General features: G+C 61.8%; 24 protein-coding genes and 1 pseudogene. 15 read left to right on the top strand and 10 right to left on the bottom strand.

The features are described 5' to 3' along the window. The first annotated feature begins 8 nt into the window (after positions 1–8). The 9 genes from GTP45_RS09160 (at position 9) to GTP45_RS09120 (ending at position 11408) form a co-directional block, all read left to right on the top strand. Positions 9–2576, top strand: a complete 2568-nt coding sequence (locus GTP45_RS09160; RefSeq protein ID WP_161014163.1) for a [protein-PII] uridylyltransferase — start codon at positions 9–11, stop codon at positions 2574–2576. Between the two features lie 37 nt (positions 2577–2613). After that, the gene (locus GTP45_RS09155; RefSeq protein ID WP_174821647.1) at positions 2614–3363 is read left to right on the top strand and encodes a pseudouridine synthase; all 750 of its coding nucleotides are present in this window, start codon (positions 2614–2616) and stop codon (positions 3361–3363) included. A gap of 206 nt (positions 3364–3569) precedes the next feature. Next, on the top strand, positions 3570–4247 hold the full coding sequence (locus GTP45_RS09150) for a flagellar brake protein (RefSeq protein WP_161013575.1): 678 nt from the start codon (positions 3570–3572) through the stop codon (positions 4245–4247). A gap of 60 nt (positions 4248–4307) precedes the next feature. Further along, entirely contained in the window at positions 4308–7679 is a 3372-nt protein-coding gene (locus GTP45_RS09145) for a hybrid sensor histidine kinase/response regulator (RefSeq protein WP_161013574.1), read from the top strand. Beyond that, the gene (locus GTP45_RS09140) at positions 7663–8574 is read left to right on the top strand and encodes a response regulator transcription factor (RefSeq protein WP_161013573.1); all 912 of its coding nucleotides are present in this window, start codon (positions 7663–7665) and stop codon (positions 8572–8574) included. The genes GTP45_RS09145 and GTP45_RS09140 overlap by 17 nt, the downstream gene beginning before the upstream one ends. Positions 8575–8689: 115 nt before the next feature. After that, entirely contained in the window at positions 8690–9445 is a 756-nt protein-coding gene (locus GTP45_RS09135; RefSeq protein WP_161013572.1) for a substrate-binding periplasmic protein, read from the top strand. Next, entirely contained in the window at positions 9442–10710 is a 1269-nt protein-coding gene (locus GTP45_RS09130) for a DUF445 domain-containing protein (RefSeq protein WP_161013571.1), read from the top strand. The genes GTP45_RS09135 and GTP45_RS09130 overlap by 4 nt, the downstream gene beginning before the upstream one ends. A gap of 45 nt (positions 10711–10755) precedes the next feature. Further along, on the top strand, positions 10756–10998 hold the full coding sequence (locus tag GTP45_RS09125; RefSeq protein WP_161013570.1) for a FitA-like ribbon-helix-helix domain-containing protein: 243 nt from the start codon (positions 10756–10758) through the stop codon (positions 10996–10998). 5 nt (positions 10999–11003) lie between these two features. Beyond that, entirely contained in the window at positions 11004–11408 is a 405-nt protein-coding gene (locus GTP45_RS09120) for a type II toxin-antitoxin system VapC family toxin (RefSeq protein WP_229258392.1), read from the top strand. Between the two features lie 59 nt (positions 11409–11467). On the opposite strand, the gene GTP45_RS09115 is transcribed toward GTP45_RS09120, so the two are convergent. After that, complete coding sequence (locus tag GTP45_RS09115) at positions 11468–11830, bottom strand: hypothetical protein (protein WP_161013568.1); 363 nt, start codon at positions 11828–11830, stop codon at positions 11468–11470. Positions 11831–11979: 149 nt separating this feature from the next. Here GTP45_RS09115 and GTP45_RS09110 point away from each other — a divergent pair. Then, positions 11980–12339 (top strand): annotated as a pseudogene (locus tag GTP45_RS09110) (YbhB/YbcL family Raf kinase inhibitor-like protein); the annotation flags it as partial. A 28-nt stretch (positions 12340–12367) separates the two neighbouring features. On the opposite strand, the gene urtE reads toward GTP45_RS09110, so the two are convergent. The 6 genes from urtE to GTP45_RS09080 form a co-directional block, all read right to left on the bottom strand. After that, positions 12368–13066 (bottom strand): urea ABC transporter ATP-binding subunit UrtE, encoded by a 699-nt coding sequence (urtE, locus tag GTP45_RS09105; RefSeq protein WP_161013566.1) that lies wholly within the window; start codon positions 13064–13066, stop codon positions 12368–12370. A 4-nt stretch (positions 13067–13070) separates the two neighbouring features. Continuing rightward, on the bottom strand, positions 13071–13865 hold the full coding sequence (gene urtD / locus GTP45_RS09100) for an urea ABC transporter ATP-binding protein UrtD (RefSeq protein ID WP_161013565.1): 795 nt from the start codon (positions 13863–13865) through the stop codon (positions 13071–13073). Then, positions 13862–14935: an urea ABC transporter permease subunit UrtC gene (urtC, locus tag GTP45_RS09095; RefSeq protein ID WP_161013564.1), complete on the bottom strand. Its 1074-nt coding sequence runs from the start codon at positions 14933–14935 to the stop codon at positions 13862–13864. The genes urtD and urtC overlap by 4 nt, the downstream gene beginning before the upstream one ends. Next, positions 14932–16506, bottom strand: a complete 1575-nt coding sequence (gene urtB, locus GTP45_RS09090; RefSeq protein WP_161013563.1) for an urea ABC transporter permease subunit UrtB — start codon at positions 16504–16506, stop codon at positions 14932–14934. Before urtB ends, urtC begins: the two co-directional genes overlap by 4 nt. 105 nt (positions 16507–16611) lie before the next feature. Continuing rightward, positions 16612–17868, bottom strand: coding sequence for an urea ABC transporter substrate-binding protein (urtA, locus tag GTP45_RS09085; RefSeq protein WP_161013562.1), 1257 nt, complete (start codon positions 17866–17868; stop codon positions 16612–16614). A gap of 22 nt (positions 17869–17890) precedes the next feature. Then, positions 17891–19012: a porin gene (locus tag GTP45_RS09080; RefSeq protein ID WP_229258391.1), complete on the bottom strand. Its 1122-nt coding sequence runs from the start codon at positions 19010–19012 to the stop codon at positions 17891–17893. Positions 19013–19203: 191 nt separating this feature from the next. On the opposite strand from GTP45_RS09080, the gene GTP45_RS09075 reads away from it, so the two are divergent. From GTP45_RS09075 to GTP45_RS09055, 5 genes are all read left to right on the top strand, one after another. Beyond that, on the top strand, positions 19204–20571 hold the full coding sequence (locus GTP45_RS09075) for an NAD(P)/FAD-dependent oxidoreductase (protein WP_161013561.1): 1368 nt from the start codon (positions 19204–19206) through the stop codon (positions 20569–20571). Then, positions 20568–21398 carry a 6-phosphogluconolactonase gene (locus GTP45_RS09070; protein WP_161013560.1) on the top strand — a complete coding sequence of 277 codons (831 nt, stop codon included), beginning with the start codon at positions 20568–20570 and terminating at the stop codon, positions 21396–21398. Before GTP45_RS09075 ends, GTP45_RS09070 begins: the two co-directional genes overlap by 4 nt. A gap of 60 nt (positions 21399–21458) precedes the next feature. Next, the gene (locus GTP45_RS09065; RefSeq protein ID WP_161013559.1) at positions 21459–21686 is read left to right on the top strand and encodes a hypothetical protein; all 228 of its coding nucleotides are present in this window, start codon (positions 21459–21461) and stop codon (positions 21684–21686) included. Positions 21687–21769: 83 nt separating this feature from the next. Further along, positions 21770–22789, top strand: coding sequence for a DNA topoisomerase IB (locus GTP45_RS09060; RefSeq protein ID WP_161013558.1), 1020 nt, complete (start codon positions 21770–21772; stop codon positions 22787–22789). Between the two features lie 12 nt (positions 22790–22801). After that, positions 22802–23221, top strand: coding sequence for a hypothetical protein (locus GTP45_RS09055; protein ID WP_161013557.1), 420 nt, complete (start codon positions 22802–22804; stop codon positions 23219–23221). Here the strand turns inward: GTP45_RS09055 and GTP45_RS09050 are convergent. Genes GTP45_RS09050 through galU form a run of 3 tightly spaced genes read right to left on the bottom strand, consistent with a single transcriptional unit; the run spans position 23218 to position 25608 of the window. Beyond that, positions 23218–24171 carry an ion channel gene (locus GTP45_RS09050; protein WP_161013556.1) on the bottom strand — a complete coding sequence of 318 codons (954 nt, stop codon included), beginning with the start codon at positions 24169–24171 and terminating at the stop codon, positions 23218–23220. The two genes, GTP45_RS09055 and GTP45_RS09050, sit on opposite strands and share 4 nt — an antisense overlap. Before the next feature lie 4 nt (positions 24172–24175). Next, the gene (def, locus tag GTP45_RS09045; protein WP_161013555.1) at positions 24176–24712 is read right to left on the bottom strand and encodes a peptide deformylase; all 537 of its coding nucleotides are present in this window, start codon (positions 24710–24712) and stop codon (positions 24176–24178) included. Continuing rightward, positions 24709–25608: a UTP--glucose-1-phosphate uridylyltransferase GalU gene (gene galU / locus GTP45_RS09040; protein ID WP_161013554.1), complete on the bottom strand. Its 900-nt coding sequence runs from the start codon at positions 25606–25608 to the stop codon at positions 24709–24711. Before galU ends, def begins: the two co-directional genes overlap by 4 nt.

The raw sequence follows: 25608 nt of genomic DNA, 5'->3' as shown, positions 1-25608 counted from the left end.
CGGCCGTGATGAAGAAGGAACTGCGCGAGCAACTGAAGCGCCAGCTGAAGGCGGATCGCCAGGTGGTGATTGCCGGCTTCAAGGAAGACGGCAAGCCGGAGAAACTGCTGCGCAGCTTGCGCCAGTCGGTGGACGCGGTGCTGACCGAGGCGTGGCACGCGGCCGGCCTGCCGGACAACACGGCGCTGATCGGCGTCGGCGGCTACGGCCGCGGCGAGCTGTTCCCCTACTCCGACGTCGACCTGCTGATCCTGCTGGAGCAGTCGCCCGACCCCGCCACCACGGAAAAGCTGGAAGAGCTGGTGCAACTGCTGTGGGATCTGGGCCTGGAAATCGGCCACAGCATCCGCACGGTGGACGAGTGCCTGAGCGAATCGGCGGCCGACATCACGGTACAAACCAGCCTGCTCGAAGCGCGCATCATCTGCGGCGACGAGCAGCTGTTCCAGCAACTGGAAACGCGCTACAACGCCGCCATGGATCCGCGCGCCTTCTTCCACGCCAAGGTGCTGGAAATGCGCCAGCGCCACGCCAAGTATGAAGACACCGCCTTCAGCCTGGAGCCGAACTGCAAGGAAAGCCCGGGCGGCCTGCGCGACCTGCAGGTAATCCTGTGGCTGGTGAAAGCCGCCGGCCTGGCCAATTCGTGGCGCACGCTGGCCACCAGTGGCCTGATCACGCAGACCGAGGCCAAGCAGCTGATGGAAAAGGAACGCGCCTTCAAGGACATCCGCGTGCGCCTGCACCTGCACGCCGGCCGCCGCGAAGACCGTCTGGTGTTCGACGTGCAGACCGCAATTGCCGAATCGCTGGGCCTGAGCGCCACCGGCAACGGCGTCCACATGCGCCGCGCCAGCGAATACCTGATGCAGCGCTACTACTGGGCCGCCAAGACCGTCACGCAGCTGAACACCATCCTGCTGCAAAACATTGAAGAACGCCTGTTCCCGAAATCGGGCGAGGCGGTACGCATCAACGAGCGCTTCAACGACGTCAACGGCCTGATCGACATCGCCGAGGACGACACGTTTGAAAAGACGCCGTCGGCCATGCTGGAAATTTTCCTGCTGATGACCGAGCGGCCGTCGATCAAGGGCATGACCGCGCGCGCCACCCGCGCGCTGTGGCACGACCGCTTCCAGATCGATGCGGCGTTCCGCGCCGATCCGGTCAACCGCGCGCTGTTCCTGCGCATCATGCAGGCGCCGGTCGGCATCATCCACGCGCTGCGCCGCATGAACGACTTGTCGATCCTGGGCCGCTATCTGCCCAACTTCCGCAAGATCGTCGGCCAGATGCAGCACGACCTGTTCCACGTCTACACGGTGGACCAGCACATCCTGATGGTGGTGCGCAATATGCGCCGCTTCACCATGGCCGAGCACGCGCACGAATACCCATTCTGCAGCCAGCTGATGGCCAATTTCCCGCAGCCGTGGGTGCTGTACCTGGCGGCGCTGTTCCATGACATCGCCAAGGGACGCGGCGGCGACCACTCCAAGCTCGGCATGGCCGACGCCGAACAGTTCTGCCGCGAACACGGCATGAGCGAGGAAGATACCGAGCTGGTGGTGTTCCTGGTCGAGAACCACCTGACCATGTCGCAAGTGGCGCAGAAGCAGGACTTGTCCGACCCGGACGTGATCCAGGCGTTCGCCAAGCTGGTCGGCGACGAGCGCCACCTGACCGGCCTGTACCTGCTGACCGTGGCCGACATACGCGGCACCAGCCCGAAGGTCTGGAACGCGTGGAAAGCCAAGCTGCTGGAAGACCTGTACAAGATCACCCTGCGTGTTTTGGGCGGCGAACCGCACAGCGCCGACAACGAACTGCGCAACCGCCAGCAAGAGGCATTGGCCACGCTGCGCCTGTACGGCCTGGAAGCCGACGCGCACGAGCCGTTCTGGAAACAACTGGACGTGGCCTACTTCCTGCGCCACGACGCCTCCGACATCGCCTGGCAAACGCGCGCCCTGTACGATCGCTTCAACAGCGACAAGCCGGTGGTCAAGTGCCGCCTGGCGCCGATCGGCGAAGGTTTGCAGATCGCCGTCTACATCAAAGATCAGCCGGATTTGTTCGCGCGCATTTGCAGCTATTTCGACCGCAAGAACTTCTCCATCCTTGACGCCAAGATCCACACCACGCGCCACGGCTACGCGCTGGACACCTTCCTGGTCACCGAGCAGAACTTCGCCAAGAGCTACCGAGACATCATCAGCCTGATCGAACACGAGCTATGCGGCCTGCTGACCACGCCCGAGCCGCTGCCGGCGCCGGGCAAGGGCCGCCTGTCGCGCCTGTCGCGCACCTTCCCTATCCAACCGACAGTCGACTTGCGGCCGGATGAACGTGGACAATACTACCTGCTGTCGGTGGCGGCCAATGACCGTACCGGCCTGCTGTACTCGATTGCCAACGTGCTGACCAAGTACAAGATCAACCTGCACACAGCCAAGGTGATGACCTTAGGCGAGCGCGTGGAAGACGTGTTCCTGATCGACGGCGCGGCGCTGAGCAACGCCCGCAACCAGATCCAGCTGGAAACCGACCTGCTGGACGCCATCAAGGTTTAACCTGTCGTTTTACAAGAATTTTAAAAAGAGCTACACAATGTCTGAAGAATTACTCCGCCTGTCCAAGCGCATGTCCGAACTGGGCCTGTGCTCGCGCCGCGAGGCCGACGAATGGATCGCGCGCGGCTGGGTTCGCGTGGACGGCAAGGTCGTCTCCGAGCTGGGCACCAAGATTTACCCGAGCCAGAAAGTCACGGTCGAGCGCCAGGCCGCCGCCGAGCAATCGAAGCGCGTCACCATCATCATCAACAAGCCGATGGGCTACGTCAGCGGCCAGGCCGAGGACGGCTACCAGCCTGCGGTGGTGCTGATCAAGCCGGAAAACCGCTGGCCGGAAGACCCGTCGCCGGAGCTGTTCCACCCGACGCAGCTGCGCTCGCTGGTGCCGGCCGGCCGCCTGGACATCGACTCGGTCGGCATGCTGGTGCTGACCCAGGACGGCCGCGTTGCCAAGCATTTGATTGGCGAAACCACCGAGGTCGACAAGGAATACCTGGTGCGCGTCGAGTACACCAAGCCGGGCAAGCTGCCCGACAGCGACCTGAAAAAACTCAACCACGGCTTGTGGATGGACGGCAAGCCGCTGCTGCCGGCCAAGGTGCGCTGGCAAAACGACGACCAGCTCAGCTTCACGCTGAAAGAAGGCAAGAAGCGCCAGATCCGCCGCATGTGCGAAATGGTGGGCTTGAAAGTTGTAGGTTTGAAAAGGGTTCGCATCGGCAAAGTAAAGCTGGGCGACCTGCCAGTGGGCCAATGGCGCTATTTGCGCCCCGATGAGCGCTTCTGAACCACAAGAAATCAAATATTCTTGCCTTTTTGCAAGCCAAAAACTTGAATCCGCTGTAAACTGCGTAGATCGACCTCGCATTGTAGAAGTCATTATCAAAGAGATATGCCGTCGTGAACGATCCAATACCAAATGAATTTCGACGCGGGCCTCCCACCCTAAAAGACGCTGTGGAGCCAATCGCGTCGGGTTCGAAACCCCACGAGATGACCGATGAACATGACATCGGTGATGCTCTGACCTTGCTGGCCGATTCCGGTGAGCCGATCTCGATATACCCGGCCTCGTCCACCAACGTGGTGATGGCGCGGATTAAATCGGTCGACCCGGAAAATCCCTACTTCGTGCTGGAGCTGAACGAGGGCGAATTCCTGCCGCCCGGAGAAGCGACCTTCGTGGCGTGGCTGCGCTCGGCCAAGATCCAGTTCAAGCTCAGTTCGGACGGGTGGCCGTCGCTGCCGGAACAGCCGACCCTGCTGAATCTGGAATTCCCGCTCAAGTGCCTGGTGCTGAACCGCCGCTCGTCGGCGCGGCTGGAAACGCCGCTCGGCGTGTACTACATGGCGTCCTTCGTCCTGAACGGCAAGCCGTACGAGCTGCAACTGTACGACTTCTCGGCCGGCGGCGTTGGCATGCGCGCGGCGCCGCGCGATGCGGTTGGCCTGCACGTGGGCCGCAAGCTGCAACGCGTGCGGCTGGAACTGGGCCCGGATTCGGTGATGATTGCCGACCTTGAAGTGCGCCTGTCGCGCACCTTCCGCTCCTTCCTGCTCGGCGAGCAGGTGCAGATCGGCTGCCAGTTCTCCAACCTGTCGCCGATGATGGAAGAAGAACTCAAGCGCCTGCTCGACAAGCTCAACTCCAGCAAGCAGCGCTTCGGCTAATTGCCGGTGATGGGCATGTAACTTGCTTAAAAAGCAGCTAGTTCACTAGCTGCTTTTTTTATGACCACGACCCAGCGCATCGTCAAAATCCGCCGCGACTACAACACTTGGGTGGCCAACGAGACCATCGAAGATTACGCGCTGCGCTACACGCCGCGCGCCTTCCGGCGCTGGTCGGTGTTTCGCGTGTCGAACACGGCGTTCGGGGCGATTTCGTTTCTGGTGCTGGAGGCGATCGGCGGCACCATTACCGTCAACTACGGCTTTATCAACGCGCTGTGGGCCATCATGGCGGTTGGGCTGATCATCTTCCTCACCGGCCTGCCGATCAGCTACTACGCGGCGCGCTACGGCGTCGATATGGATTTGCTGACGCGCGGCGCCGGCTTCGGCTACATCGGCTCGACCATCTCGTCATTCGTGTATGCCTCGTTCACCTTCATATTGTTTGCGCTGGAAGCGGCCATCATGGCTTACGCGCTGGAGCTGTATTTCGGCCTGCCGCTATGGATAGGCTACATGGTCAGCGCGCTGGCGGTGATCCCGCTGGTGACGCACGGCGTGACGCTGATCTCGCGCATTCAGATGCTGACGCAGCCGGTGTGGCTGATTCTGATGGCCCTGCCCTTCATCGCGATTTTCCTCAAGCGCCCGGAACTGCCGGCGCAGCTGCTCGACTACGCCGGCCGCGAAGGTACGCACGGCCACTTCAATGTGCTGATGTTCGGCGCAGCGACGGCGGTGGGCGTGGCGCTGATTACGCAGATCGGCGAGCAGGTCGACTTCCTGCGCTTCATGCCGCAGCAAACCAAAGACAACCGGCTGCGCTGGCATTTCGGCGTGCTGATGGCGGGGCCGGGCTGGATTTTGCTCGGCATCGCCAAGATGCTGGGCGGTGCGCTGCTGGCGTGGCTTTGCATCAGCAGCGCCATGCCTCTGGAGCAGGCAGTCAATCCAACGCATATGTACCTGGCTGGCTTTGGGCTGGTGTTCTCTCATCCGCAAGCGGCGCTGGCGGCGACGGCGCTGCTGGTGGTGGTGTCGCAGGTGAAGATCAATATGACCAACGCCTACGCTGGATCGCTGGCATGGTCTAACTTCTTCGCGCGCCTGACGCACAGCCATCCGGGGCGCGTGGTGTGGGCGGTGTTCAATGCGCTGATCGCGGTGCTGCTGATGGAACTCGATGTGTTCCAGGCGCTGGATCAAGTGCTTGGCCTGTACTCCAACGTCGCCATCTCGTGGATTACGGCGGTGGTGGCGGATCTCGTCATCAACAAGCCGCTGGGCCTTAGCCCGAAAGGGATTGAGTTCCGCCGCGCCTACCTGTACGACATCAACCCGGTCGGCGTGGGCGCGATGCTGCTGGCGTCAGCGCTCTCCGTGGCTGCCTTCATGGGCACGTTCGGCGCGCAGGCGCAGGCCTTCTCCGCCTTCATCGCTCTGCTGACGGCACTGGTGGCGTCGCCATTGATCGCCATCGCCACGCGCGGCAAATACTACGTGGCTCGCCAGCCGGAGCATGTGCACAGCAAGACCTGCGTGATCTGTGAAAAAGAATATGAGGCCGATGACATGGCGCACTGCCCGGCCTACCAGGGCTCGATTTGCTCGCTGTGCTGCTGCCTCGATGCGCGCTGCAACGATACCTGCAAGCCGCACGCGCGCGTGGCCGTGCAGTGGCAGGAAGCCATGCGCGCATTGTTGCCGCAATCCTTGTGGCGCTACTTGAGCAGCGGACTGGGACACTACCTGCTGCTGATGATCGTGACCGTACTGTCGCTAGGAGCGTTACTTGGGCTGATCTACTACCATGAGCAATCGGTGCTGCCTGATGCCGCGCTACTGCCGCAGTTGCAGCTGGTGTTCTTCAAGGTATTTGCGGCGCTGCTGCTGTTGAGCGGCATCGTCGCATGGTGGCTGGTGCTGACCAGCGAAAGCCGCCGCGTGGCGCAGGAAGAATCGAATCGCCAAACCGGCTTACTGACACGCGAAATCGAGCTGCACCAGCAGACCGACGCCCAGCTACAGCAAGCCAAGCAAGCTGCCGACTTGGCCAATCAGGCCAAGAGCCGCTACATCGCCGGCATCAGCCACGAGATCCGCACGCCGTTGAATTCCATTCTCGGCTACGCGCAGTTGCTGGACAACGATCCAGCGATTCCCGCGCATCGCCAGCAAGCCGTGCGCGTGATCCGCAACAGCGGCGAGCACCTGTTGTCGCTGATCGAAGGCACGCTCGATATTGCCCGCATCGAAAGCGGCAAGCTGCACTTCGATATGAAGGAGCTGGACTTCCCCGACTTCATCGGCCAGGTGGTGCGCATGTTTGAACTGCAAGCGGCCAACAAGGGCTTGAGCTTCCGCTACGAGTTGACCGGCAGCCTGCCGCAATGCGTGCGCGCCGACCGCAAGCGGCTGGGGCAAATTCTGATCAACATCCTGGGCAACGCGGTCAAGTTCACCAGCCACGGCGGTATCGTCATGCGCTTGCAGTATGCGCGCGAGATGGCGTCGTTTGAGATTGAAGATACTGGCCCCGGCATCCTGCAAGAGGAGATCGACCACATCTTCGAGCCGTTCTCGCGCGGCAGCGCCAGCGCACACGCCAATGCCAGCGGCACCGGCCTCGGATTGCCGATCGCGCGCATGCTGACGCAGTTGATGGGCGGCGAACTCAAAGTTCGCACCACACCGCGCGGCAGCACATTCCAGGTGCGTTTGTTCCTGCCTAGCGTGCACGCGCGTGGCGGCGTCGACCCGGTCAACGCTCGCCGAGGCGATGCCCAGCTACAGCGCACCGGCTACCACGGCCCGCGCCGTCGCATCCTGGTGGTCGACAACGAGCAGGTAGACCGCGAGCTGCTGCTCAACATCCTTACACCGCTCGGCTTCGAGGTCGCGCAGGCGGAAACTGGTCTTGAATGCCTCGACCTGTACGCCACCTTCAAGCCTGACCTGATCCTGATGGATCTCGCCATGCCCGGAATGGACGGCTGGGAAGCCAGCTACATCCTGCGCCGCCGTGAAATGTCGATCACGCCGATTGCCATCGTTTCCGCCAACGCCTTCGATAAAGGCATGGAGAATCCCGCCGCCATCCGCGCCGAAGACTTCTTCATCAAGCCGGTGAACCTCAACGAACTGCTGGACTGGATCGGCGCGCGCCTGTCGCTGGAATGGATCACGCAAGCGCGCGAGCCTGCCGAAACGCCGGCCATACCGCTGGAACTGGTCTTCCCGCCGGAAGACATCATGACCGCGCTGCGCGAATTAATCCGCATCGGCTACGTGCGCGGCATCCAGAAAAAACTCGACGAGATCGAAGCCGATTATCCGCAGTTCGCGAACACCATGCGCAACTTCGCCGCCCACTTCCAGCTCGACGCGATGGCGGACTTTGTGAAAGAAACCAATGAACTTCAATCCTGACGCCGGCGTCGTGCTGGTCGTGGACGACATCCCGGAAAACCTCGCCGTGCTGCACGACGCGCTCGACGAATCCGGCTACACCGTGCTGGTGGCGAACAACGGCGAAGCGGCCCTGCTGCGCGCCGCCGAAGCGCAGCCGCACATCATCCTGCTGGACGCCATCATGCCCGGCATGGACGGCTTTGAAACCTGCCGCCACCTGAAAGCCAACCTCGCCACGCGCCACATCCCGGTCATCTTCATGACCGGCCTGACGGAAGCGGAACACGTAGTCGCCGCGTTTGAAGCTGGCGGCAACGACTACGTCACCAAGCCGCTGCGCACCAGCGAAGTATTGGCGCGCATCTCGTCGCACATGCAAACCGCGCGGCTGGTCGATCAGGCCCGCAGCGCCTTGGACGCCTTCGGCAACGCCGTCATCGCCATGACGCCGCGCGACGGCAAAATCGTTTGGCAAACGCCGCTGGCGCGCACGCTAATGCAAGGCTACATGGTGGACGCCGAACTACCGGCATGGCTGCAAGCGACGCAAACGGCGCACAGCAAAGGCCAATCGCACCCACCGCTAACGCTCACCCAAGGCGCCCGCCGTTTGATTTTCTCCGCCGCCGAATTCAGCGAAAACGAACAGTGGATGATCGTGCTGCGCGAAGAATCCGACGCTGGCTTGATCGAAGCACTGATGGCTGGCTTCAAACTCACCCAGCGCGAATCGGAGGTGCTGAACTGGGTCATCAAAGGCAAGACCAACCGCGACATCGGCGACATCCTCGGCACCAGCCCGCGCACCGTCAACAAGCACCTGGAGCACGTGTTCATTAAACTGGGTGTAGAAACGCGCACGTCGGCCGCCTCTGTAGCACTGAACAAGATCCGCGCGGGAGCGGGTTCCTAGTAAATCACTATCGTGATAGGATGTCCTGGTTGGGCATCCGATTAACGACTCAGGCAACGGCGTGGTTATAACCCGGCTTATCCTCAGCATCTCCGCATTGTGGGGTGCGGCTGCCATGGCGGCCGACATCCCCGTGACCATTTACGCCGACGCCGGCTACCCTCCCTACTCCTACGAAAAAGACGGCAAGCCTGCCGGCCTGTATTACGAAATCGTGCGCGCCGCCTTCGGCCATATGCACGGCTACAAAATCGAGGTGCAAACCGTACCATGGAAGCGCGGCATGGCGTTAATCAAATCCGGCGCCGGCTTTGCGCTCTATCCGCCTTACATGAACACCAAGGACGAACCGTGGACTTGGCCGTATTCATTGCCGCTGTATGAAGAGCGCGTGGTGGCCGTGTGCCGCAAGGACGTACTGGCGGCCAAGCCGCGCAGGCGCTGGCCGGAAGATTTTTACGGCCTCACCATCGGCAACAATGCCGGCTTCATCGTCGGCGGCGAGGCGTTTGAAAAAGCCGTGCGCGCCGGCCAGCTGCGCATGGAAGAAGGCAAGGATAGCGAGACGAATATCCTCAAACTGGGCATGAAGCGCATCGACTGCTACATCAACGACCGCGTGTCGATCCAGTGGACGCGCAATGAACTGAAGGCGCACGGCAAATTGGATGAAGGCGGCGCGCACGCAGAAATGGCCGAAGCGACGGTGATCGCGGTGGAGCAAGGCTTCCTTGGCTTCACCGACCGCGATAACGGCAAGTTCACCTACAAGAGCGACTTCGCCAAGCAGTTCGACAACGCCATCTACCAGATGAAGCGCACCGGCGAAATCGACAACATCGCCCGCAACTTCTTCAAGAACCACCAATGAGCAAAGAGATTGAACTCCGCAAAGCCAAGCGGCTGGCACTGATGCTGCTGGCGACTGCGGCGCTGGTGTTCGTCGCGGCCTCGCTGGCGCCGCAGAATATCTGGATACGCGGCGTGAAGGCGGTGGCGGAAGCGTCCATGGTCGGCGCGCTGGCGGATTGGTTTGCGGTGGTCGCCCTGTTCCGCCGCGTGCCGATTCCGTTCGTGTCGCGCCACACCGAGATCATCCCGAAAAACAAAGAGCGGATTGCCGACAATCTGGCCGGCTTCGTGGACGAGAAATTCCTCAAGCCGGAAGCGCTGGCCGCAGTCATACTCAAAACCGATCCCGCCACCGGCGTGGCAGACTGGCTGAAGGAGCCCGCCAACCGCAGCTATCTGGCCGCGTATCTGGCAAAGCTGGTGCCTGAAATTCTCGCCACCGCCGACGATGCGCGCATCCAGCAACTACTGAAAGACGCGCTGCACGCCGCCATCGGCAAACTCGATATGTCGCCAGCGCTGGGCACTGTCATTACGGGCCTGACCAAGGATGGCCGCCACCAGGAACTGCTGGATGATGGAATGCGCGCCTTGATCGGCCTGCTGAATCGGCCGTCCACGCGGCAGGTGATGGCGGAGCTGATTACCAGCTGGCTCAAACGCGAACACGCAGCAATGGAACTGGTGCTGCCGACCGAATGGATCAGCGAAAACGGCGCGGTCATGATCGCCAATACGCTCAACAGCATCATGGAAAACGTCGCCGCCGACAAAGACCACAAGCTGCGCGTGCGCTTCGATGAGATGGTGCAGAACTTCGCCGTGCGGCTGCAATCGGATCCGGCCTTCATCGCCAAGGGCGAAGACTTCAAGCGCTACCTGCGCGACAGCGACACCTTCAACCGCTACACGCTGGATCTGTGGCACAGCGTGCGCGATTGGATCAAAGCCGACATTACGGCCGAGGAATCGCGCCTCAGCGCCGGCGTCACGCAAGCCAGCGCGTGGCTGAGCGAAGAACTGCTCACGCATCCCGACATGCGCGCGTCGCTCAACCAGCACTTGGCCGGCATGGCGCGCACGCTGGCGCCGGCCTTCTCCAGCTTCCTGACGCGCCACATCAGCGACACCGTCAAAGCCTGGGACGACAAAGGCATGGCCGACCAGATCGAACTCAATATCGGCAAAGACCTCCAGTACATCCGCATCAATGGCACCCTGGTCGGCGGCCTGATCGGCCTGCTCCTCTACGCCACCACCTGCACCATCGGCCTGCTGCGCTAAGCGATTCGTGCTAGCATAAGCTTGTAGCCGACACGCGGAGGCCCTATGTCACCACTCACGATACAAGTTGATGAAGAACTGAAAGAACGCCTGCAGAAAGCAGCCGCGCTGCACAAACGCTCGGCCGAAGATCACGCCCGCACCCTTCTCCAGTTAGCATTAACGCCATCAAACAACAGCCCGGGCTTAGGTCAGCGCATCCGCCAGCGTTTCGCAAATATCGACACGTCCCAATTAGAGCTCCCCGCCCGTGACCAACCGGCAATCCCGGCCGAGTTACCAAAATGATGATCATGGACACCAACGTCCTGTCGGAGCTAATGCGCTCGACACCGGATGACAACGTCCTAGAGTATATCGAGACCATCACCGACATCGCCATTACCGCAATCACAGTGGGAGAAATTCAGCACGGCATTACCCGCCTCCCCGACGGCAGGCGCAAGTCCTCATTGCAAGCAGCATTTCAAGCGATGCTTAACGAAGAACTTTCGGGACGCGTGCTCCCGTACGACCAAGCGGCAGCGGTTTGCTACGGAGAGCTAGTTACCAAGCGCGAAAAAATTGGCCAACCGATAAGCATGGCGGATGGCCAAATCGCTGCAATATGCCTATCACATCAAGCGCGACTCGCCACACGGAATATCAAAGATTTTAATCACATAGGACTAAATCTAGTAAATCCTTGGTTGATTTGAGTGGTAGGTCTGGTACAAACCTCCACCGAGCTTTCGACTCCACCTCGGTTAGTTGCGGCTCAGAATTCGGTGCCGACGTCTGCCGCCATGGTCTGAAGACGCGCTATCACACCGGGCGAGTGCTGTTCCGCCGTCGCCGCGATCTCCTCGACCTGCGCGGGAGCGATCTGCTCCGTTTGCTCGGGCGTGATGTGCGGATGCGTGCCGTCGTCGCTGAAGCTACCGATGCTGCCGGCCAAGGCGGCGCGCATGTCCGGGCTCACATTGGCCAGCAGTTGATTGAGCAACTCGGCCCGTTGCTGAGGATTGTTGCGCAAGAACAGCTGACTGATGGTCAGCGGAAATGGTGCGTGTTGTTGGGAATGTAGGGCTGCCTTGACAGTGGCGGCGTGGTCGGTGTCGCTGGCGAACTGGATCGACATAATGGCTCCTTTAATCTCAATAGATAAAGAGCTTACTGTGGCGGTGCCGCAGGTCTGTTCGCGGCCTAACGGAACGCGCGGCGAGGTGGTTTAGGATTTGAGTTAGCGTGCGCACAGAGTGCATATAGGCCCGGCCGGCCAGGTCATACGCCATCATCATGGAAGATCCAGACGCGCCCAATAAACCGTTCGTGCACTGGCTGGCGTGGAATATCCCCGCCGGCGTCACGAGCCTGCCCGAAGGCCTGCAAGAACAGCCGCACCTAACCCAGCCAGATGGCGTCCTGCAAGGGCGCACCACGCGCGGCTCGATAGGCTACTTCGGGCCGCGTCCGCCAGTCGGTGATCCACCACATCACTATCACGTCCAGATTTTCGCGCTGGACAGCTTACTACCCTTGGGATGGGGAGCAGATCGGGATCAGCTGTTGCAAGCGATCCAGGGCCACGTGCTGGCCAAGGGCGAAATCCTCGGACGATATGCGCAAAACCAGCCACCACTCAAATAAGGACTTGTCATGATGGGTGCAAACAACTTCAGACCGCCAAGTGGCGCTTGACCTCCGGGTCATTCATGGCAGCCTGCGCGCCGGAGGCGACTACTTCGCCGCGCGAGAGGACGATGAATTGGTCGGCTAGCTCGTGGGCGAAGTCGAAGTATTGTTCGCACAGGAGGATGGCCATATCGCCGCGCTGGCGCAGCAGGCGGATGACGTTGCCGATATCTTTGATGATGGAAGGTTGGATGCCTTCGGTAGGCTCATCGAGGATGATTAGTTTCGGTTCCGCCAGCAGTGCGCGGGCGATGGCCAGCTGCTGCTGCTGGCCGCCGGACAGGTCGCCGCCGCGCCGGTGCAGCATCTCTTTCAACACCGGGAATAGTTCGTAGACTTCGCCCTTGATCGTGTGCGCCTTCTTGCCGCTATGCGTGGCGAGGCCCATCAACAGGTTCTCCTCCACCGTCAGGCGCGCGAAAATTTCGCGGCCCTGCGGCACGTAGGCGATGCCGGCCCGCGCGCGCTGGTGTGGCGCGAGCCTGGTGATGTCGCGCCCTTCCAGCTTCACGCTGCCCGCAGATACAGGCAGTACGCCCATCAGGCATTTCAGCAGCGTGGTTTTGCCGACGCCATTGCGGCCCAATAGCGCCGTGCACTTGCCCTTCTCCAGTTCCATCGACACGCCGCGCAAGGTATGCGCAGCACCGTAGTATTGGTTGATTTTTTCGACTTGCAGCATAGCGTTAGCGTCCCAAATAGACTTCGATTACCCGTTCATCGGCCTGCACTTCGTCCATGCGGCCTTGCGCCAGCACGGAGCCTTCGTGCAGCACTGTCACTACGCCTTGCTGCGCGATCTCGGTAACGAAGGCCATATCGTGTTCGACCACCATGATGGAGTGCTTGCCACGCAATTCGTTCAGCAGTTCCGCCGTGCGCGCGGTTTCGGCATCAGACATACCGGCTACAGGTTCATCCAGCAGGATCAACTGCGGCTCCTGCATCAGCAGCATGCCGATCTCCAGCCACTGCTTTTGGCCGTGCGACAGCAAGCCCGCCAGGCGCTGTTCGCTGCCATTCAAGCGTATCAGCTTGAGGATCTCTTCAATCTTGCCGCGCTGCTCGGATGACAGGCGAGCAAACAGCGTAGGCCGCACGCGCTTGTCCATCTTCATCGCCAGTTCCAGATTCTCAAACACCGTGTGCTGTTCAAACACGGTAGGACGCTGGAACTTGCGGCCGATGCCCGCATGCGCAATCTCATGCTCGCTCATGCGGCTCAAGTCCATGGTCTGGCCGAAGAAGGCCGTGCCGGAAGTCGGCCGCGTTTTGCCGGTGATTACGTCCATCATGGTGGTCTTGCCCGCGCCATTCGGCCCGATGATGCAGCGCAGTTCACCGACCGAGATATCGAGACTCAGTTTGTTCAACGCGCGGAAACCATCGAACACCACGCTGATCTCTTCCAGATACAGGATGGCGCCGTGCGTGGTGTCCAGCCCTTGCAGCGCAATGCGCCCGTCGTTCATGGAACTCATGCCTGCTCCTTGCGTACCAGTCCTGCCAATCCGCGCGGCAGATAGCGCGTAACCAGGATGAAGATCAAACCCAGTGCGAACAACCACAGGTTGGGGAAGGCGCCGGTGAACCAGCTTTTCAAGCCATTCACCGAGAACGCGCCGATCACGGGGCCGAGCAGCGTGCCACGGCCGCCAACCGCCGCCCAGATCACCATCTCGATCGAATTGGCCGGCGACATCTCGGACGGATTGATAATGCCCACCTGCGGCACGTACAACGCGCCCGCAATCCCGCACAGCACCGCCGACAGCGTCCACACAAAGAGCTTGAACCACAGTGGGTTGTAACCGATGAACATCAGCCGCGATTCCGAATCGCGCACCGCTTGCAGCACGCGCCCCAACTTGGACGTGACGATCCAGCGGCACAGCAGCAGCGCACCGACCAGCACCAGTAGCGTGATCAGGTATAGCGCCGCCTTGGTGCCCGGCGCGCTAATCGAAAAGCCCAGTATCCGCTTGAAGTCCGTGAAGCCGTTATTTCCGCCAAAGCCGGTGTTATTGCGGAAGAACAGCAGCATGAAGGCATACGTCATGGCCTGCGTGATGATCGAGAAATACACGCCCTTGATCCTCGAACGGAAGGCAAAGAAGCCGAACACGAAGGCCAGCACGCCGGGCACCAGCACCACCAGCGCCAGCGCAACCCAGAAGCTGTCGGTGCCGCTCCAGTACCACGGGTAGGCTTTCCAATCGAGGAAGACCATGAAGTCCGGCAGGTCACTTTGATACACGCCTTCCCTGCCGATGGAGCGCATCAGGTACATGCCGTGTGCGTACGCGCCGAGCGCGAAGAACACGCCGTGGCCCAGTGACAGAATGCCCGCATAGCCCCACACCATATCGAGCGCCAACGCCGCCAGCGCGTAGCACATGAATTTACCGATCAGGCTCACCATGTAGCTAGGCACATGCAGCGCGTGGCCGTCGGCAAAGAAGAGATTCAGCAGCGGCAGCGCCGCCAGCAGCACGGTGACGGCAACGATGCCGCTCCACGCCTTGCGCGAAAACAGAGTTGGATGGTTCATTCAGCGCTCCTGCCTTTCATGGCGAACAGCCCTTGCGGACGCTTTTGGATAAAGATGATGATGAAGATCAGGATGGCGATTTTGGCCAGCACGGCGCCGGCCACCGGCTCTAGGAATTTATTGGCTTCACCAAGGCCCAGCGCTGCGATCACGGTGCCGGCCAGTTGGCCCACGCCGCCCAGCACCACCACCATGAAGGAGTCGACGATGTAGCCTTGGCCGAGGTCTGGCCCGACGTTCCCCAGCTGCGACAAGGCCACGCCGCCCAGGCCTGCAATGCCGGAACCGAGGCCAAAGGTCATCATGTCGATCTTCGCGGTGGACACGCCGACGCAGCCGGCCATGCGGCGGTTCTGCATCACGGCGCGCACGAACAGGCCGAGACGCGTTTTATTCAGGATCAGCCACACGCCGCCGACCACCAGCGCGGCAAATACGATGATGGCGATGCGGTTATAGGCCAGCACCAGCGATCCAAGCACCGTCACGCCGCCCGACATCCACGCCGGATTCGCCACCTCGACGTTTTGCGCGCCGAAGATGGTGCGCACGGCTTGCATCAGTATCAGGCTGATGCCCCAGGTGGCGAGCAGGGTTTCCAATGGGCGGCCGTAGAGCCAGCGGATCACGGTGCGTTCGAGCGCGATGCCGACTAGCGCCGTTACCACAAAGGCTGCTGGCAGCGCAGCGGCCAAATACCAGTCCAACGCGTCCGGCATCCAGCGGCGGAACGCCAGTTGGCACAAGTAGGTGGTGTATGCGCCGATCATCAGCAGCTCGCCGTGCGCCATATTGATGATGCCCATCAGACCAAAAGTGATGGCGAGGCCCAGCGCCGCTAGCAGCAGCACGCTTGCCAGCGAGATGCCGTAGAAGACATTGCCGATGAATTCAGTGCGAGCGAGGCGGCTGTCCAGTGCTTGCAGTGTTTGAGCTGCGGCCACGCGCACGCTGGCGTCGGGATCTTCGGTCAGCATGGTTTGCAGTTGCGGGCGCAGGCTGGCGTTGCTGCTGCCGGCTAGCGCTTCGACTGCGCTGCGGCGTTTTGTGACGTCCGGCGATTGGAGATTGGCGGTGGCGGCGACCAGGCGCAGCAACTCGCGCACCTCGGCGTCGGTTTCTTTGCCGAGGGCTTTTTCGATCAGGGGAGCTTGTGCGAGTGTGGCGCTTTTTTGCAGTTCGGTGACGGCGGCGAGGCGTTGCACGCGGTCTGGGGAGAACATCTTGAGTGCGGACAGCGCTTCGTCAATGGCGCCGCGCAGGCGGTTGTTGACCATTAGGCCGTCAAGTCCTTCGGGCAGCGGGCCGATGGCGCCGGTGGCGACGTCGGTGGCTTTATCGTCGGTGACGAAATACAGCTTACCGTCTGGCGCGGTGTAGACGTCGCCGGATTGCAGCGCAGTGAGCAGGCGCGTGGCGTCGTCATTGGCCAGTGCGCCGATCTTGGCGATGGCTTCAACGCGGGCGTCGGGATCGTCGCCGGCCAGCGGCGCCAGTAACCCGGGGGCGATGCCAGCGCAGGCCGCGCGGGCAAAACACAGGCAAGCGATCAGAAATAGTTTGCGTAACATGATATCGATCCAGTATGCGGCAATCGTGAAACCCGCACTGCGGCGAACTGGGGTCTGACCCCTCTGGGGTCAGACCCCGCCACTTAGGGTTAGGGCGCGGCTCAATCAGAGTTTTTGCTTGCCCTCGTTACCCGGGATGTACGGGCTCCAGGGATTGGCGCGCACTGGCCCCGGCGTTTTCCATACGACGTTGAACTGGCCATCCGGGCGGATCTCGCCGATGAACACCGGCTTATGCAAGTGGTGATTGGTCGCATCCATGGTCAGCGTGAAGCCCGACGGCGCTTTGAAGGTCTGGCCGCCCATCGCCGCGATCACTTTATCGGTGTCGGTCGACTTGGCCTTCTCCACCGCCTGCGCCCACATATGAATGCCGACGTAGGTCGCTTCCATCGGATCGTTGGTCACCACCGTGTTCGCATTTGGCAGCTTCTTGGCGACCGCATACGCTTTCCACTTCTTGATGAAGTCCGTGTTCACCGGGTTCTTCACCGACTCGAAGTAGTTCCACGCCGCGAGGTGGCCCAGCAGCGGCTTGGTGTCCACGCCGCGCAGTTCTTCCTCACCCACCGAGAACGCCACCACCGGCACATCGGTCGCCTTCAAGCCGGCGTTGCCCAGCTCTTTGTAGAACGGCACATTCGAATCGCCGTTGATGGTCGAGATCACGGCCGTCTTGCCGCCCGCTGCAAACTTCTTGATATTGGCGACGATGGTCTGGTAATCCGAGTGGCCGAACGGGGTGTACACCTCGTCGATATCACTATCCTTCACGCCTTTGCTTTTCAGGTAAGCGCGCAGGATCTTGTTGGTGGTGCGTGGATAAACATAGTCAGTCCCCAGCAGCACGAAGCGCTTGGCGCCGCCGCCTTCTTTGCTCATCAAATACTGCACCGCAGGAATCGCCTGCTGATTCGGTGCCGCGCCGGTGTAGAACACGTTCTTCTCCAGCTCTTCCCCTTCATACTGCACTGGATAGAACAGCAGCGAGTTCAGTTCTTTAAACACCGGCAGCACCGATTTGCGCGACACCGAAGTCCAGCAGCCAAACACCACCGACACTTTGTCCTGCGCGATCAAGCCGCGCGCTTTTTCTGCGAACAGCGGCCAGTTGGAGGCCGGATCCACCACCACCGGCTCCAGCTTCTTGCCCAACACGCCGCCCTTTGCGTTGATTTCATCGATGGTCATCAAGGCCACGTCTTTCAGCGACGTCTCCGAGATCGCCATGGTGCCGGACAGCGAGTGCAGGATGCCGACCTTGATGGTGTCCGCAGCGTGGGCCTGCGCACCAGCGGCCAGCAGCGCGGTAGCGGCAGCGATGCGGCTCAGGGTGCCGATAAAGTTACGACGATTTTGCATAGGTAAGCTCCGTGGTGGTTAATCAGTATTGAAGTTGCAGCGCGATCGAGAACTTGTCGTTGTCCGCTGCGCCGGTGATCTTGGTCTTCGAGTACACGGCGCTGATCTGCGCGTTGTAGCCGTCGATGATGTAGTTGGTGCCGACGTCATACTGCTTGGTGTCGATGTTGGTGTCGGCGGCGAACTTCTGCCAGCGCACGAACGGTTGGAATTTGCCCCATCCGGCTTTGTCTTCGAAAATGTAGGAAGCGCCGGCCGAATAAGCCTTGCCCTGCTCGGCCTTGATGATGTCGTCGGTGTCGTACTTGTACCAGGCCGCTTCCACCGCAAACGCGCCCGCGCCCTTGATGCGCTTCTCCAGCAGGAAGTCGACGTTGTAGGAGCTGTAGTCGCCGACCTTGCCGACCGTGAGGATACCGTCCTTCTGCGAACGGCCCGCCACGCCGATGGCGAGGATGTCGGCGCCGCCGAGGTAATTGCCGGTGCCGTAGTAGCCTGGCTCCGCGTCCCAGAAGTCGTACTGGATGCGGCCTGCGTACATCAAGGCGTCATCGGCCTTGATGCCGGCTGCCTTGGCCTGGTTCTGCGTCAGCGAGCCGATGCCGAAGGTGTGGCCTTCAAACGCGCCGAACGAGTAGCCGAGACGCCCGCCGTCGCCGGCATTGCCCCACACGACCACGCCGTCGTCACGGCCGCGGAAGATGCCGCCGTTGTAGCCGTAGCGCGAGGCTACGCCGGCCCAGTAGCCGCCGCCCAGCGAATAATAAGGGCCGGCCATGTTGGCGCGGTCGGACGGCGACAGCAAGCGGCCCGCCCAGATATTGAACTCCGGCGAGAAGGCGAATTGGCCGGCCGCGTCCAGCACGCGGATTTTGTCGCCGTCCCACTCGGTGTTGAACATGCCCTTGATGTTCTTGTTCAGCGAAGCGCCGAAGAACAAGCGGCCGCTGTCGAGATTAAAGTCGTTGGAACGGCCGCCGTCCGGCGCGCCGTTTTCGGCGCTGGTGTAGCTCTCGCGCAGGCCGAAGCCCACGCTGACCGATTTGTCTTGACCGAAGTTGACGGTCGCGCCGGCGTAGGCATTGCCGATCGCCGCCACCGCTGCTGCCGCCAGCAGCCCTTTGCACCCTCGCTTGACTCGCATCTGGATCCCCTTTTTTGGTTGGCTAGTTAATCTGTTGCCAAGATTAGCCAGTGCGCACTGTCGGAGAAATACGTCGAATAACGTAGGTGTTGCGTATGTGTGCAAAAAAATAAGTCAAAAAACTAACAAAGAAATACGCTTATGTATTATCTTTAAATAAATTCTCATTATTTTTTTGCAAGGTATTTTCCGTGCAACCAAGCTTCCATTTCGAAAGTGGTATTAGCGCCGGCACGCTGGGCGCGGTCATCGTTGGCGCCGGCCCGGCGGGACTGGGGCCGCTGATGGCCGCGCGTGGCCAGGGCACGCTGACGGCGCTGATGGATGGCGGCCTGGCGGTGCTCGATCACAGTCCGCAGATCGGCCCCGGCGAGCTGGGACGCTACGCGATTCGCTCGGACAGTTTTGCCGACAGCTTCCTCGCGCCGGCCGCGCTGGAAGGCTTGCCGTCATTGGCGCCGCTGCTGCGCCATGGTGCGGGCCAACAGCTGGAGCAGCAGCGCGGCGGGCCGGTGCCGCTGTCCACCGTGGCCGATTTCATGGCCGATGTCGGCCGCCATTTGCGCACCTGGCTCGATCAGCATGACTACGATCCCTTCATCTGCGGCGCGACTGCCTTGCATGCGCATCGCCAGTCCGATGGCGCCTGGCTGACCACTTATCGCAATGCCGATGGCGGCACTTCCGGCATCCGCAGCCGCCATGTGGTATTAGCCACCGGCGCAGCGCAATCGCGCGCCGCATTGGAACATGCGACGGTGGCGGGCCTGCCGCTGTTGCCGCGCTTTGGCGACAAGACCGTGCTGTCCGGCGAGTTGCTGGCGCACGGCGGCAAGGCGCTGCTGGCGCAGCGGCTGCAGGGCAAGCGCGCGCCGCGCGTGGTGGTGGTCGGCGGCTCGCACAGCGCCATGTCCAGCGCCCTGGTCTGCCTTCAGCACTGGGATGCGGAAGAACAGCGGCAAGGCCGCGTCACCATTCTGCACCGCCGCCCGTTCCGCATTACCTACGCCACGCCGGAGATTGCGCGCGCCGAGGGCTATCACGATTTCACGCCGGACGATATCTGCCCGCGCAGCGGCCGCGTGTTCCCGCTGGCCGGGATGCGCAGCGACTCGCGCCATCTGCTGCGCCGCTACTGGTCGCTGGGCGATGCGCCGCCGGAACCCCGCTTGCAGTTGCTATCGCTAGATCAGCATGCGCAGCAGGCAGCAGATTTGCTGGAAGAGGCGGATTTAATCGTGGCGGCGCTGGGCTATCGGCCGCGCGCCCTGCCCTTGTATGAACGCGACGGCCAAGGGATCGCTTTGCAAAGCGAGCGTGCCGGTGCCGCACTAGTCGATGACCGCAGCCGCGTACTCGATGGCGCCGGACAGCCGGTTCGCGGCGTCTACGCGCTGGGTCTATCTGCCGGCTACCCGATGGCCGGCGTGCACGGCGAACCGAGTTTTCGCGGCGAGGCCAACGGCCTGTCGCTGTGGCACGGCGCCATCGGCGCGGACATCGTCAATCAGATATTGGCACATCAACCTCACCGTGAAGACGAAAGGATCAAGGTATGAGCACCGCGCATCACCTGTCTATGCTGGCGTCATTGGCGCCGTGGTTCCATGTGAAGCCGCATGCGCTGCACGTGGCGGGCACGCTGGACGTGGCGCGCCTGGCGGCGGCGCGGCTGGTGACGGAGCTGGCGGCTTTGCTGCAACAGAAGCAGCACGTGGTGCTGACACCGTCCGTCGGCCGCACCATGACGCCGATCTTCGAGGTGCTGCGGCAGGACTACCGTCACACGATTGAATGGCAGCGCGTGATCTGCTTCCAGATGGACGAATACGCGGGCATGCCGAGCAGCGATCCGGCCAGCTTTGCGTACTCGCTGCGCCGCGATTTTATCGAGCCGATGGGCATAGCGCGCTTTGAGCATTTTTACGATGGCGATGGCGCTTGCAAGGCAACGCCCAGGGAGTACGAACACAAGCTGCGCCAGTTGGGGGGCATCGATTGCGCCTTGCACGGCGTGGGCCGCAACAGCCATATCGGCTTCAATGAACCGCGGCAGTCGGTACGCTTGAGCAGCGGCGTGGTGCGCCTTAGCCCTGCCACGCGCGCGGCCAACCGGGTCGATTTCCAGTACGGCGCGAGCCTCGGCCTGCGGGTGCTGCGCGAGGCGCGTTCATCCATCGTGGTGATGCTGGGCGAGGAAAAGCGCGACGCCTGCTATCAATTGCTGTTTGGCGGCGGCGGGCCGCAAGTGCCGGTGTCCGAGTTGCGCAGCTGCCCGCAGGTCAGCATCTTCATCGACTACGCGGCGGTGCCATGCAGCTTGTCCGACCGCGATTACCAGGCCACGCCTCCCGCGCGGCATGCGGCGCCGGCCTCCCTGGTTTAGCGCTCCCCGGCCGTAGAATAAGTCTGGCAAAATAACGGCTTATTTTTCGGGAAGACCATCATGACCATATTTGCCGCCCCAGTTTTCGACGCCACCGTGATTTATGACGGCCACGAACTATTCAAGGGCCAAGGCGCCGCCAAGGGCTGGGCTGAGAAGCTGGCCAAGGAACTGGAGTGCGAGATCGGCGTCGAGAAGATCGGCACCGGCTGGGTACTGACCGGCACCGTCGACGGCGAAGCCTGCCAATGGAGCATCGTCGGCCAGCGCCTCAAGCGCATGGATTAATCGATGAACTAATCGTGCGCTAGCGCACAATGCTGGTGTTTGGGCCGGCGTAGCATGCTCTTGTTCAGATCAAGAGGACTGCCATGAAACGCGACCTACACGCCGTGCTTCCCGCCCCTGCCCCGGTCGCCGCGCGGCAGGCCGGCCTGCGCTACGTCCACGATGACCAGCCGGGCATCTCCCGCCGCGCGCACGGCAAGCATTTTCGCTATCTCGACGCTGACGGCAACGCCGTCACCGATGAAGACACGCTGGCCCGCATCAAGGCATTGGTGATTCCGCCGGCATGGACTGATGTCTGGATCTGCAAGCACGCGCTGGGTCACCTGCAAGCCACCGGCCGCGATGCGCGCGGCCGCAAACAATACCGCTACCACGCCCGCTGGCGCGCGCACCGCGACGACGCCAAGTATGGCCGCATGCTCAGTTTCGGCAAGGCCCTGCCGAAGATACGGCTAGCGGCCGAGGAAGCGCTGCGCAAGCCCGGCCTGCCGCGCGAGAAGGTACTCGCCACTATCGTGATCCTGCTGGAGGCGACGCTGATGCGGATTGGGAATGAGGAGTACGCGCGCGAGAACAAGTCCTTCGGCCTCACCACGCTGCGCGAGCGCCACGTGCGGCTCGACGGCAGCACGGTGCAGTTCCGTTTTCGCGGCAAGAGCGGCGTACACCACGCGGTGGAGGTACACGACCGCCGCCTGGCCAACATCATCCGCCGCATCCGCGACCTGCCGGGACAAGAGCTGTTCCAGTACGAGGACGATGAAGGCAAGCCGCACGCCATCGACTCCGCCGACGTCAACGACTACCTGCAAGAAATTAGCGGCGCAGATTACACGGCCAAGGATTTCCGCACCTGGGCCGGTACGGTGCTGGCGGCGGCCGCCTTGCAAGCATACGAAAAATTCGACTCGGAGACGCAGGCCAAGAAGAACATCGTGCAGGCCATTGAGTCGGTCGCTCAAAAGCTGGGCAACACGCCGGCGATATGCCGCAAGTGCTACGTCCATCCGGCCATCATCGAGGCTTACCTCGGCGGCACGATACTGAGTCCGCCGGTGGAAGCGGCCGTCCTCGCGCTTTTGCAGCAGCGATTGGAGTAGAATAGCCCGACTATGCCACCAGCCCTGCCTTTCCCGATCCGCAAAGAGTGCCCGCCTGGCGCTTGTGTTTGCGGGCGCGATGAGTTGCTGGAGGCTTGGGAGCGCGAAGGTGCAGACATCCGCGTGCTGCGGCTGACGCGCGAGGAAGAGAAGCGGCTGATCGAGAAGATCGCAGCCGTAGCCACTTACGAGGAGCTCGGCCGCATTGAGCAGCGCTTGCAGGAGCTGCTGGGCATTACGCTCACCATCACGCCCAGCGCGCGCGGTGTTAGTACCGTCATGGGCCTGTCAATCAAACTGGCCGAGCAGCCGGGCCTGTGCCGCAAGACGCATGAGGCGCTGCCGGCCGCCATCCGCCGCTGCATGCGCGAGCATCCAGACATCGTCTACGCCCTGCTGAACGCCCGCGACCTGCTGGGCGATACCAGCTAGCCCGGATGCGCCAGCGCGGCGCCGGGCATGCTGCCTTCGCGGCTACCGTCCGGGTAGATGTCGTGGAATTTGCTGTAGTCCAGCACCCGCACATTACCCTCCATTTTGTCGGACAAAATATCCGCAAAGTGATGGCCGAAGAAGATGTGCTCCGCCGCGTAGGTCTGGCGCGCGTGGACGAAATCATTGAGCGTGTCGTCGGTGCCGGAGATGGCGACCGCCAGCGTGGTGCCTTCGCTCTGCAAGTCGTGCTGCGTCTTGCCGAACAGCGGGCTGGTTTCGTCGATCTTATGCAGGATAGTCCAGGTCAGCGCAAACACGCCGGAGTTTTCGCGCTCCAGTGTTAAATCGTAGAAGCGCGTGAAGACCTGTCCTTCCAGCGTGGTTTCGCGCCGCACCAGCGAGGCGCGCACCGAAGCTTCCAGGATCAAGTTGGCGCGCTCGTTCCCGGCCCGCAGCATCAAGGTCGGCACGCCGTTGAACGGCGTAATCACCGCCACGTTGGAGAACATGATGCGCGAGGTAGGACGCGAGAAGCGCGCGAACAACAAGCCTGTCACCGCCGCCACTTCCACCATGCCGAGCAAAATCTCGGTCGAAGCGACGATGTGGCCGTAGGTGGTGGCTGGATTCATATAGCCATAGCCGACCGTGGCCAGCGTTTCAATCGAGAAGAACACGCAATCCGGGAAGTAGCCGGGACGCGCGTTGGAGATCGAACCGGGCACCGCGTAAAAGGCCAGCGCAAACACCAAGTTGGTGATCAAGTACAGCGCACCAACCAGCAGGAAGAAGCGCGGCCAGCTCACGGTCAGCATCCAATGGTAGATGTCGCCCCAGTGCCAGCGGCTCACGCCCACGCGCTTGATGCGCGATGTCCCGAGCTGAAACTCGCCGCGCACCTGCCCCACGCGCGGCCGGATCGGTTGCTGCGGCGGTTGTGGCGTCATGGCGTCAATCGTCGTCGTTAGGATCGAGGCCGGGGAACATCACCTCGGTGAAGCCGAATTTGGAAAAGTCCTTGATGCGCATCGGGTACAGCTTGCCCAGCAGGTGATCCACTTCGTGCTGCACCACGCGCGCGTGGAAGCCGTCCACTTCGCGCTTGATCGGCTGGTTGTGTTCATCCACGCCTTCGTAGCGCAGCCTGGTGTAGCGCGGTACGCTGCCGCGCATGCCCGGCACTGACAGGCAGCCCTCAAACGCTTCTTCCATTTCGTCAGACAGCGGCGTCAGCACCGGATTGATTAATACCGTTTCCGGCACCTGCGGCGCATCCGGGTAGCGTGGATTGCTCTTGAAGCCGTAGATCACCAATTGCAGATTGACGCCGATCTGCGGCGCCGCCAAGCCCGCGCCATTGGCAGCGTGCATGGTGTCGAACATGTCGGCGATCAGTTCGCGCATGGCCGGCGTATCGAATTCGGTCACCGGTTCGGCCACGCGCAGCAGGCGCGGATCGCCCATCTTCAAAATTTCGCGGACAGTCATTTTGCTTCGCCGTTGATATTGCACTGGATATCGCGCAGGAACTGGCAGTAATCATCGCCGGTTTCCGCGTGCTTGAGGCCCATGGCGGTGGTGGCTTTGAGGTAGCCCAACTTGGAGCCGCAGTCGTAGCGGGTGCCGTCGTAGCGGTAGGCCAGCACGCGTTCATCTTTCATCAGCGCGGCGATACCGTCGGTCAGCTGGATCTCGCCACCGGCGCCGCTGCCCAGGTTTTCAAGATAGTCGAAGATACGGCCCGACAGCACATAGCGGCCCACCACGGCCAGCGTGGACGGCGCTTTCTCCGGCACCGGTTTCTCAACGATGCCGTGCACCAGTTCGAGCTTCGGCTGATACGCAGTGGCGCTGACGATGCCGTACTGGCGCGTGGCCTCGCGCGGCACTTCCTGCACCGCGAGGATGCTGGAGCGCTCGTAGGCATACAAGTCGGTCATCTGCGCCAGCACCGGCTTGACGCCGCTGGCGGTGTCCATGAAGTCGTCCGCCAGCAGCACGGCAAACGGCTCGTCGCCGATCACCGGACGCGCGCACAGCACCGCATGGCCGAGGCCCAGCGGTTCCGACTGGCGGATGTAGATGCAGTTGACGCTTTTAGGAATCACGTTGCGCACCAGTTCCAGCAGCTGCTGCTTGTTGGCCGCTTCCAGTTCCGATTCCAGCTCGTAGGCCTTGTCGAAGTGGTCTTCGATAGCGCGCTTGTTACGGCCGGTGATGAACACCATTTCGGTGATGCCGGCGGCGACCGCCTCTTCCACCGCGTACTGGATCAGTGGCTTGTCGACGATAGGCAGCATCTCCTTCGGCTGCGCCTTGGTGGCAGGGAGGAAGCGGCTGCCCAAGCCCGCAACAGGGAATACTGCTTTTTGAATTTTTGGCAT

This window comes from Duganella rivi (assembly GCF_009857435.1).
Taxonomy (GTDB): Bacteria; Pseudomonadota; Gammaproteobacteria; order Burkholderiales; family Burkholderiaceae_D; genus Rugamonas; species Rugamonas rivi.
The sequence above is the reverse complement of the archived record's forward strand: the minus strand, read 5'-3'. Positions and strand labels throughout refer to the sequence as shown.

Bases quoted from the DNA above. Each gene is read 5' to 3' on its own strand.
- urtB (WP_161013563.1), bottom strand. From the start codon at position 16,506: ATGTTACGCAAACTATTTCTGATCGCTTGCCTGTGTTTTGCCCGCGCG.
- GTP45_RS09080 (WP_229258391.1), bottom strand. From the start codon at position 19,012: ATGCGAGTCAAGCGAGGGTGCAAAGGGCTGCTGGCGGCAGCAGCGGTG.
- GTP45_RS09120 (WP_229258392.1), top strand. From the start codon at position 11,004: ATGGACACCAACGTCCTGTCGGAGCTAATGCGCTCGACACCGGATGAC.
- GTP45_RS09115 (WP_161013568.1), bottom strand. From the start codon at position 11,830: ATGTCGATCCAGTTCGCCAGCGACACCGACCACGCCGCCACTGTCAAG.
- GTP45_RS09060 (WP_161013558.1), top strand. From the start codon at position 21,770: ATGAAACGCGACCTACACGCCGTGCTTCCCGCCCCTGCCCCGGTCGCC.
- GTP45_RS09160 (WP_161014163.1), top strand. From the start codon at position 9: ATGAAGAAGGAACTGCGCGAGCAACTGAAGCGCCAGCTGAAGGCGGAT.
- def (WP_161013555.1), bottom strand. From the start codon at position 24,712: ATGACTGTCCGCGAAATTTTGAAGATGGGCGATCCGCGCCTGCTGCGC.
- urtC (WP_161013564.1), bottom strand. From the start codon at position 14,935: ATGAACCATCCAACTCTGTTTTCGCGCAAGGCGTGGAGCGGCATCGTT.
- GTP45_RS09140 (WP_161013573.1), top strand. From the start codon at position 7,663: ATGAACTTCAATCCTGACGCCGGCGTCGTGCTGGTCGTGGACGACATC.
- GTP45_RS09130 (WP_161013571.1), top strand. From the start codon at position 9,442: ATGAGCAAAGAGATTGAACTCCGCAAAGCCAAGCGGCTGGCACTGATG.
- galU (WP_161013554.1), bottom strand. From the start codon at position 25,608: ATGCCAAAAATTCAAAAAGCAGTATTCCCTGTTGCGGGCTTGGGCAGC.
- GTP45_RS09065 (WP_161013559.1), top strand. From the start codon at position 21,459: ATGACCATATTTGCCGCCCCAGTTTTCGACGCCACCGTGATTTATGAC.
- GTP45_RS09135 (WP_161013572.1), top strand. From the start codon at position 8,690: ATGGCGGCCGACATCCCCGTGACCATTTACGCCGACGCCGGCTACCCT.
- urtE (WP_161013566.1), bottom strand. From the start codon at position 13,066: ATGCTGCAAGTCGAAAAAATCAACCAATACTACGGTGCTGCGCATACC.
- GTP45_RS09125 (WP_161013570.1), top strand. From the start codon at position 10,756: ATGTCACCACTCACGATACAAGTTGATGAAGAACTGAAAGAACGCCTG.
- urtD (WP_161013565.1), bottom strand. From the start codon at position 13,865: ATGAGTTCCATGAACGACGGGCGCATTGCGCTGCAAGGGCTGGACACC.
- GTP45_RS09055 (WP_161013557.1), top strand. From the start codon at position 22,802: ATGCCACCAGCCCTGCCTTTCCCGATCCGCAAAGAGTGCCCGCCTGGC.
- GTP45_RS09150 (WP_161013575.1), top strand. From the start codon at position 3,570: ATGACCGATGAACATGACATCGGTGATGCTCTGACCTTGCTGGCCGAT.
- GTP45_RS09155 (WP_174821647.1), top strand. From the start codon at position 2,614: ATGTCTGAAGAATTACTCCGCCTGTCCAAGCGCATGTCCGAACTGGGC.
- urtA (WP_161013562.1), bottom strand. From the start codon at position 17,868: ATGCAAAATCGTCGTAACTTTATCGGCACCCTGAGCCGCATCGCTGCC.
- GTP45_RS09070 (WP_161013560.1), top strand. From the start codon at position 20,568: ATGAGCACCGCGCATCACCTGTCTATGCTGGCGTCATTGGCGCCGTGG.
- GTP45_RS09050 (WP_161013556.1), bottom strand. From the start codon at position 24,171: ATGACGCCACAACCGCCGCAGCAACCGATCCGGCCGCGCGTGGGGCAG.
- GTP45_RS09145 (WP_161013574.1), top strand. From the start codon at position 4,308: ATGACCACGACCCAGCGCATCGTCAAAATCCGCCGCGACTACAACACT.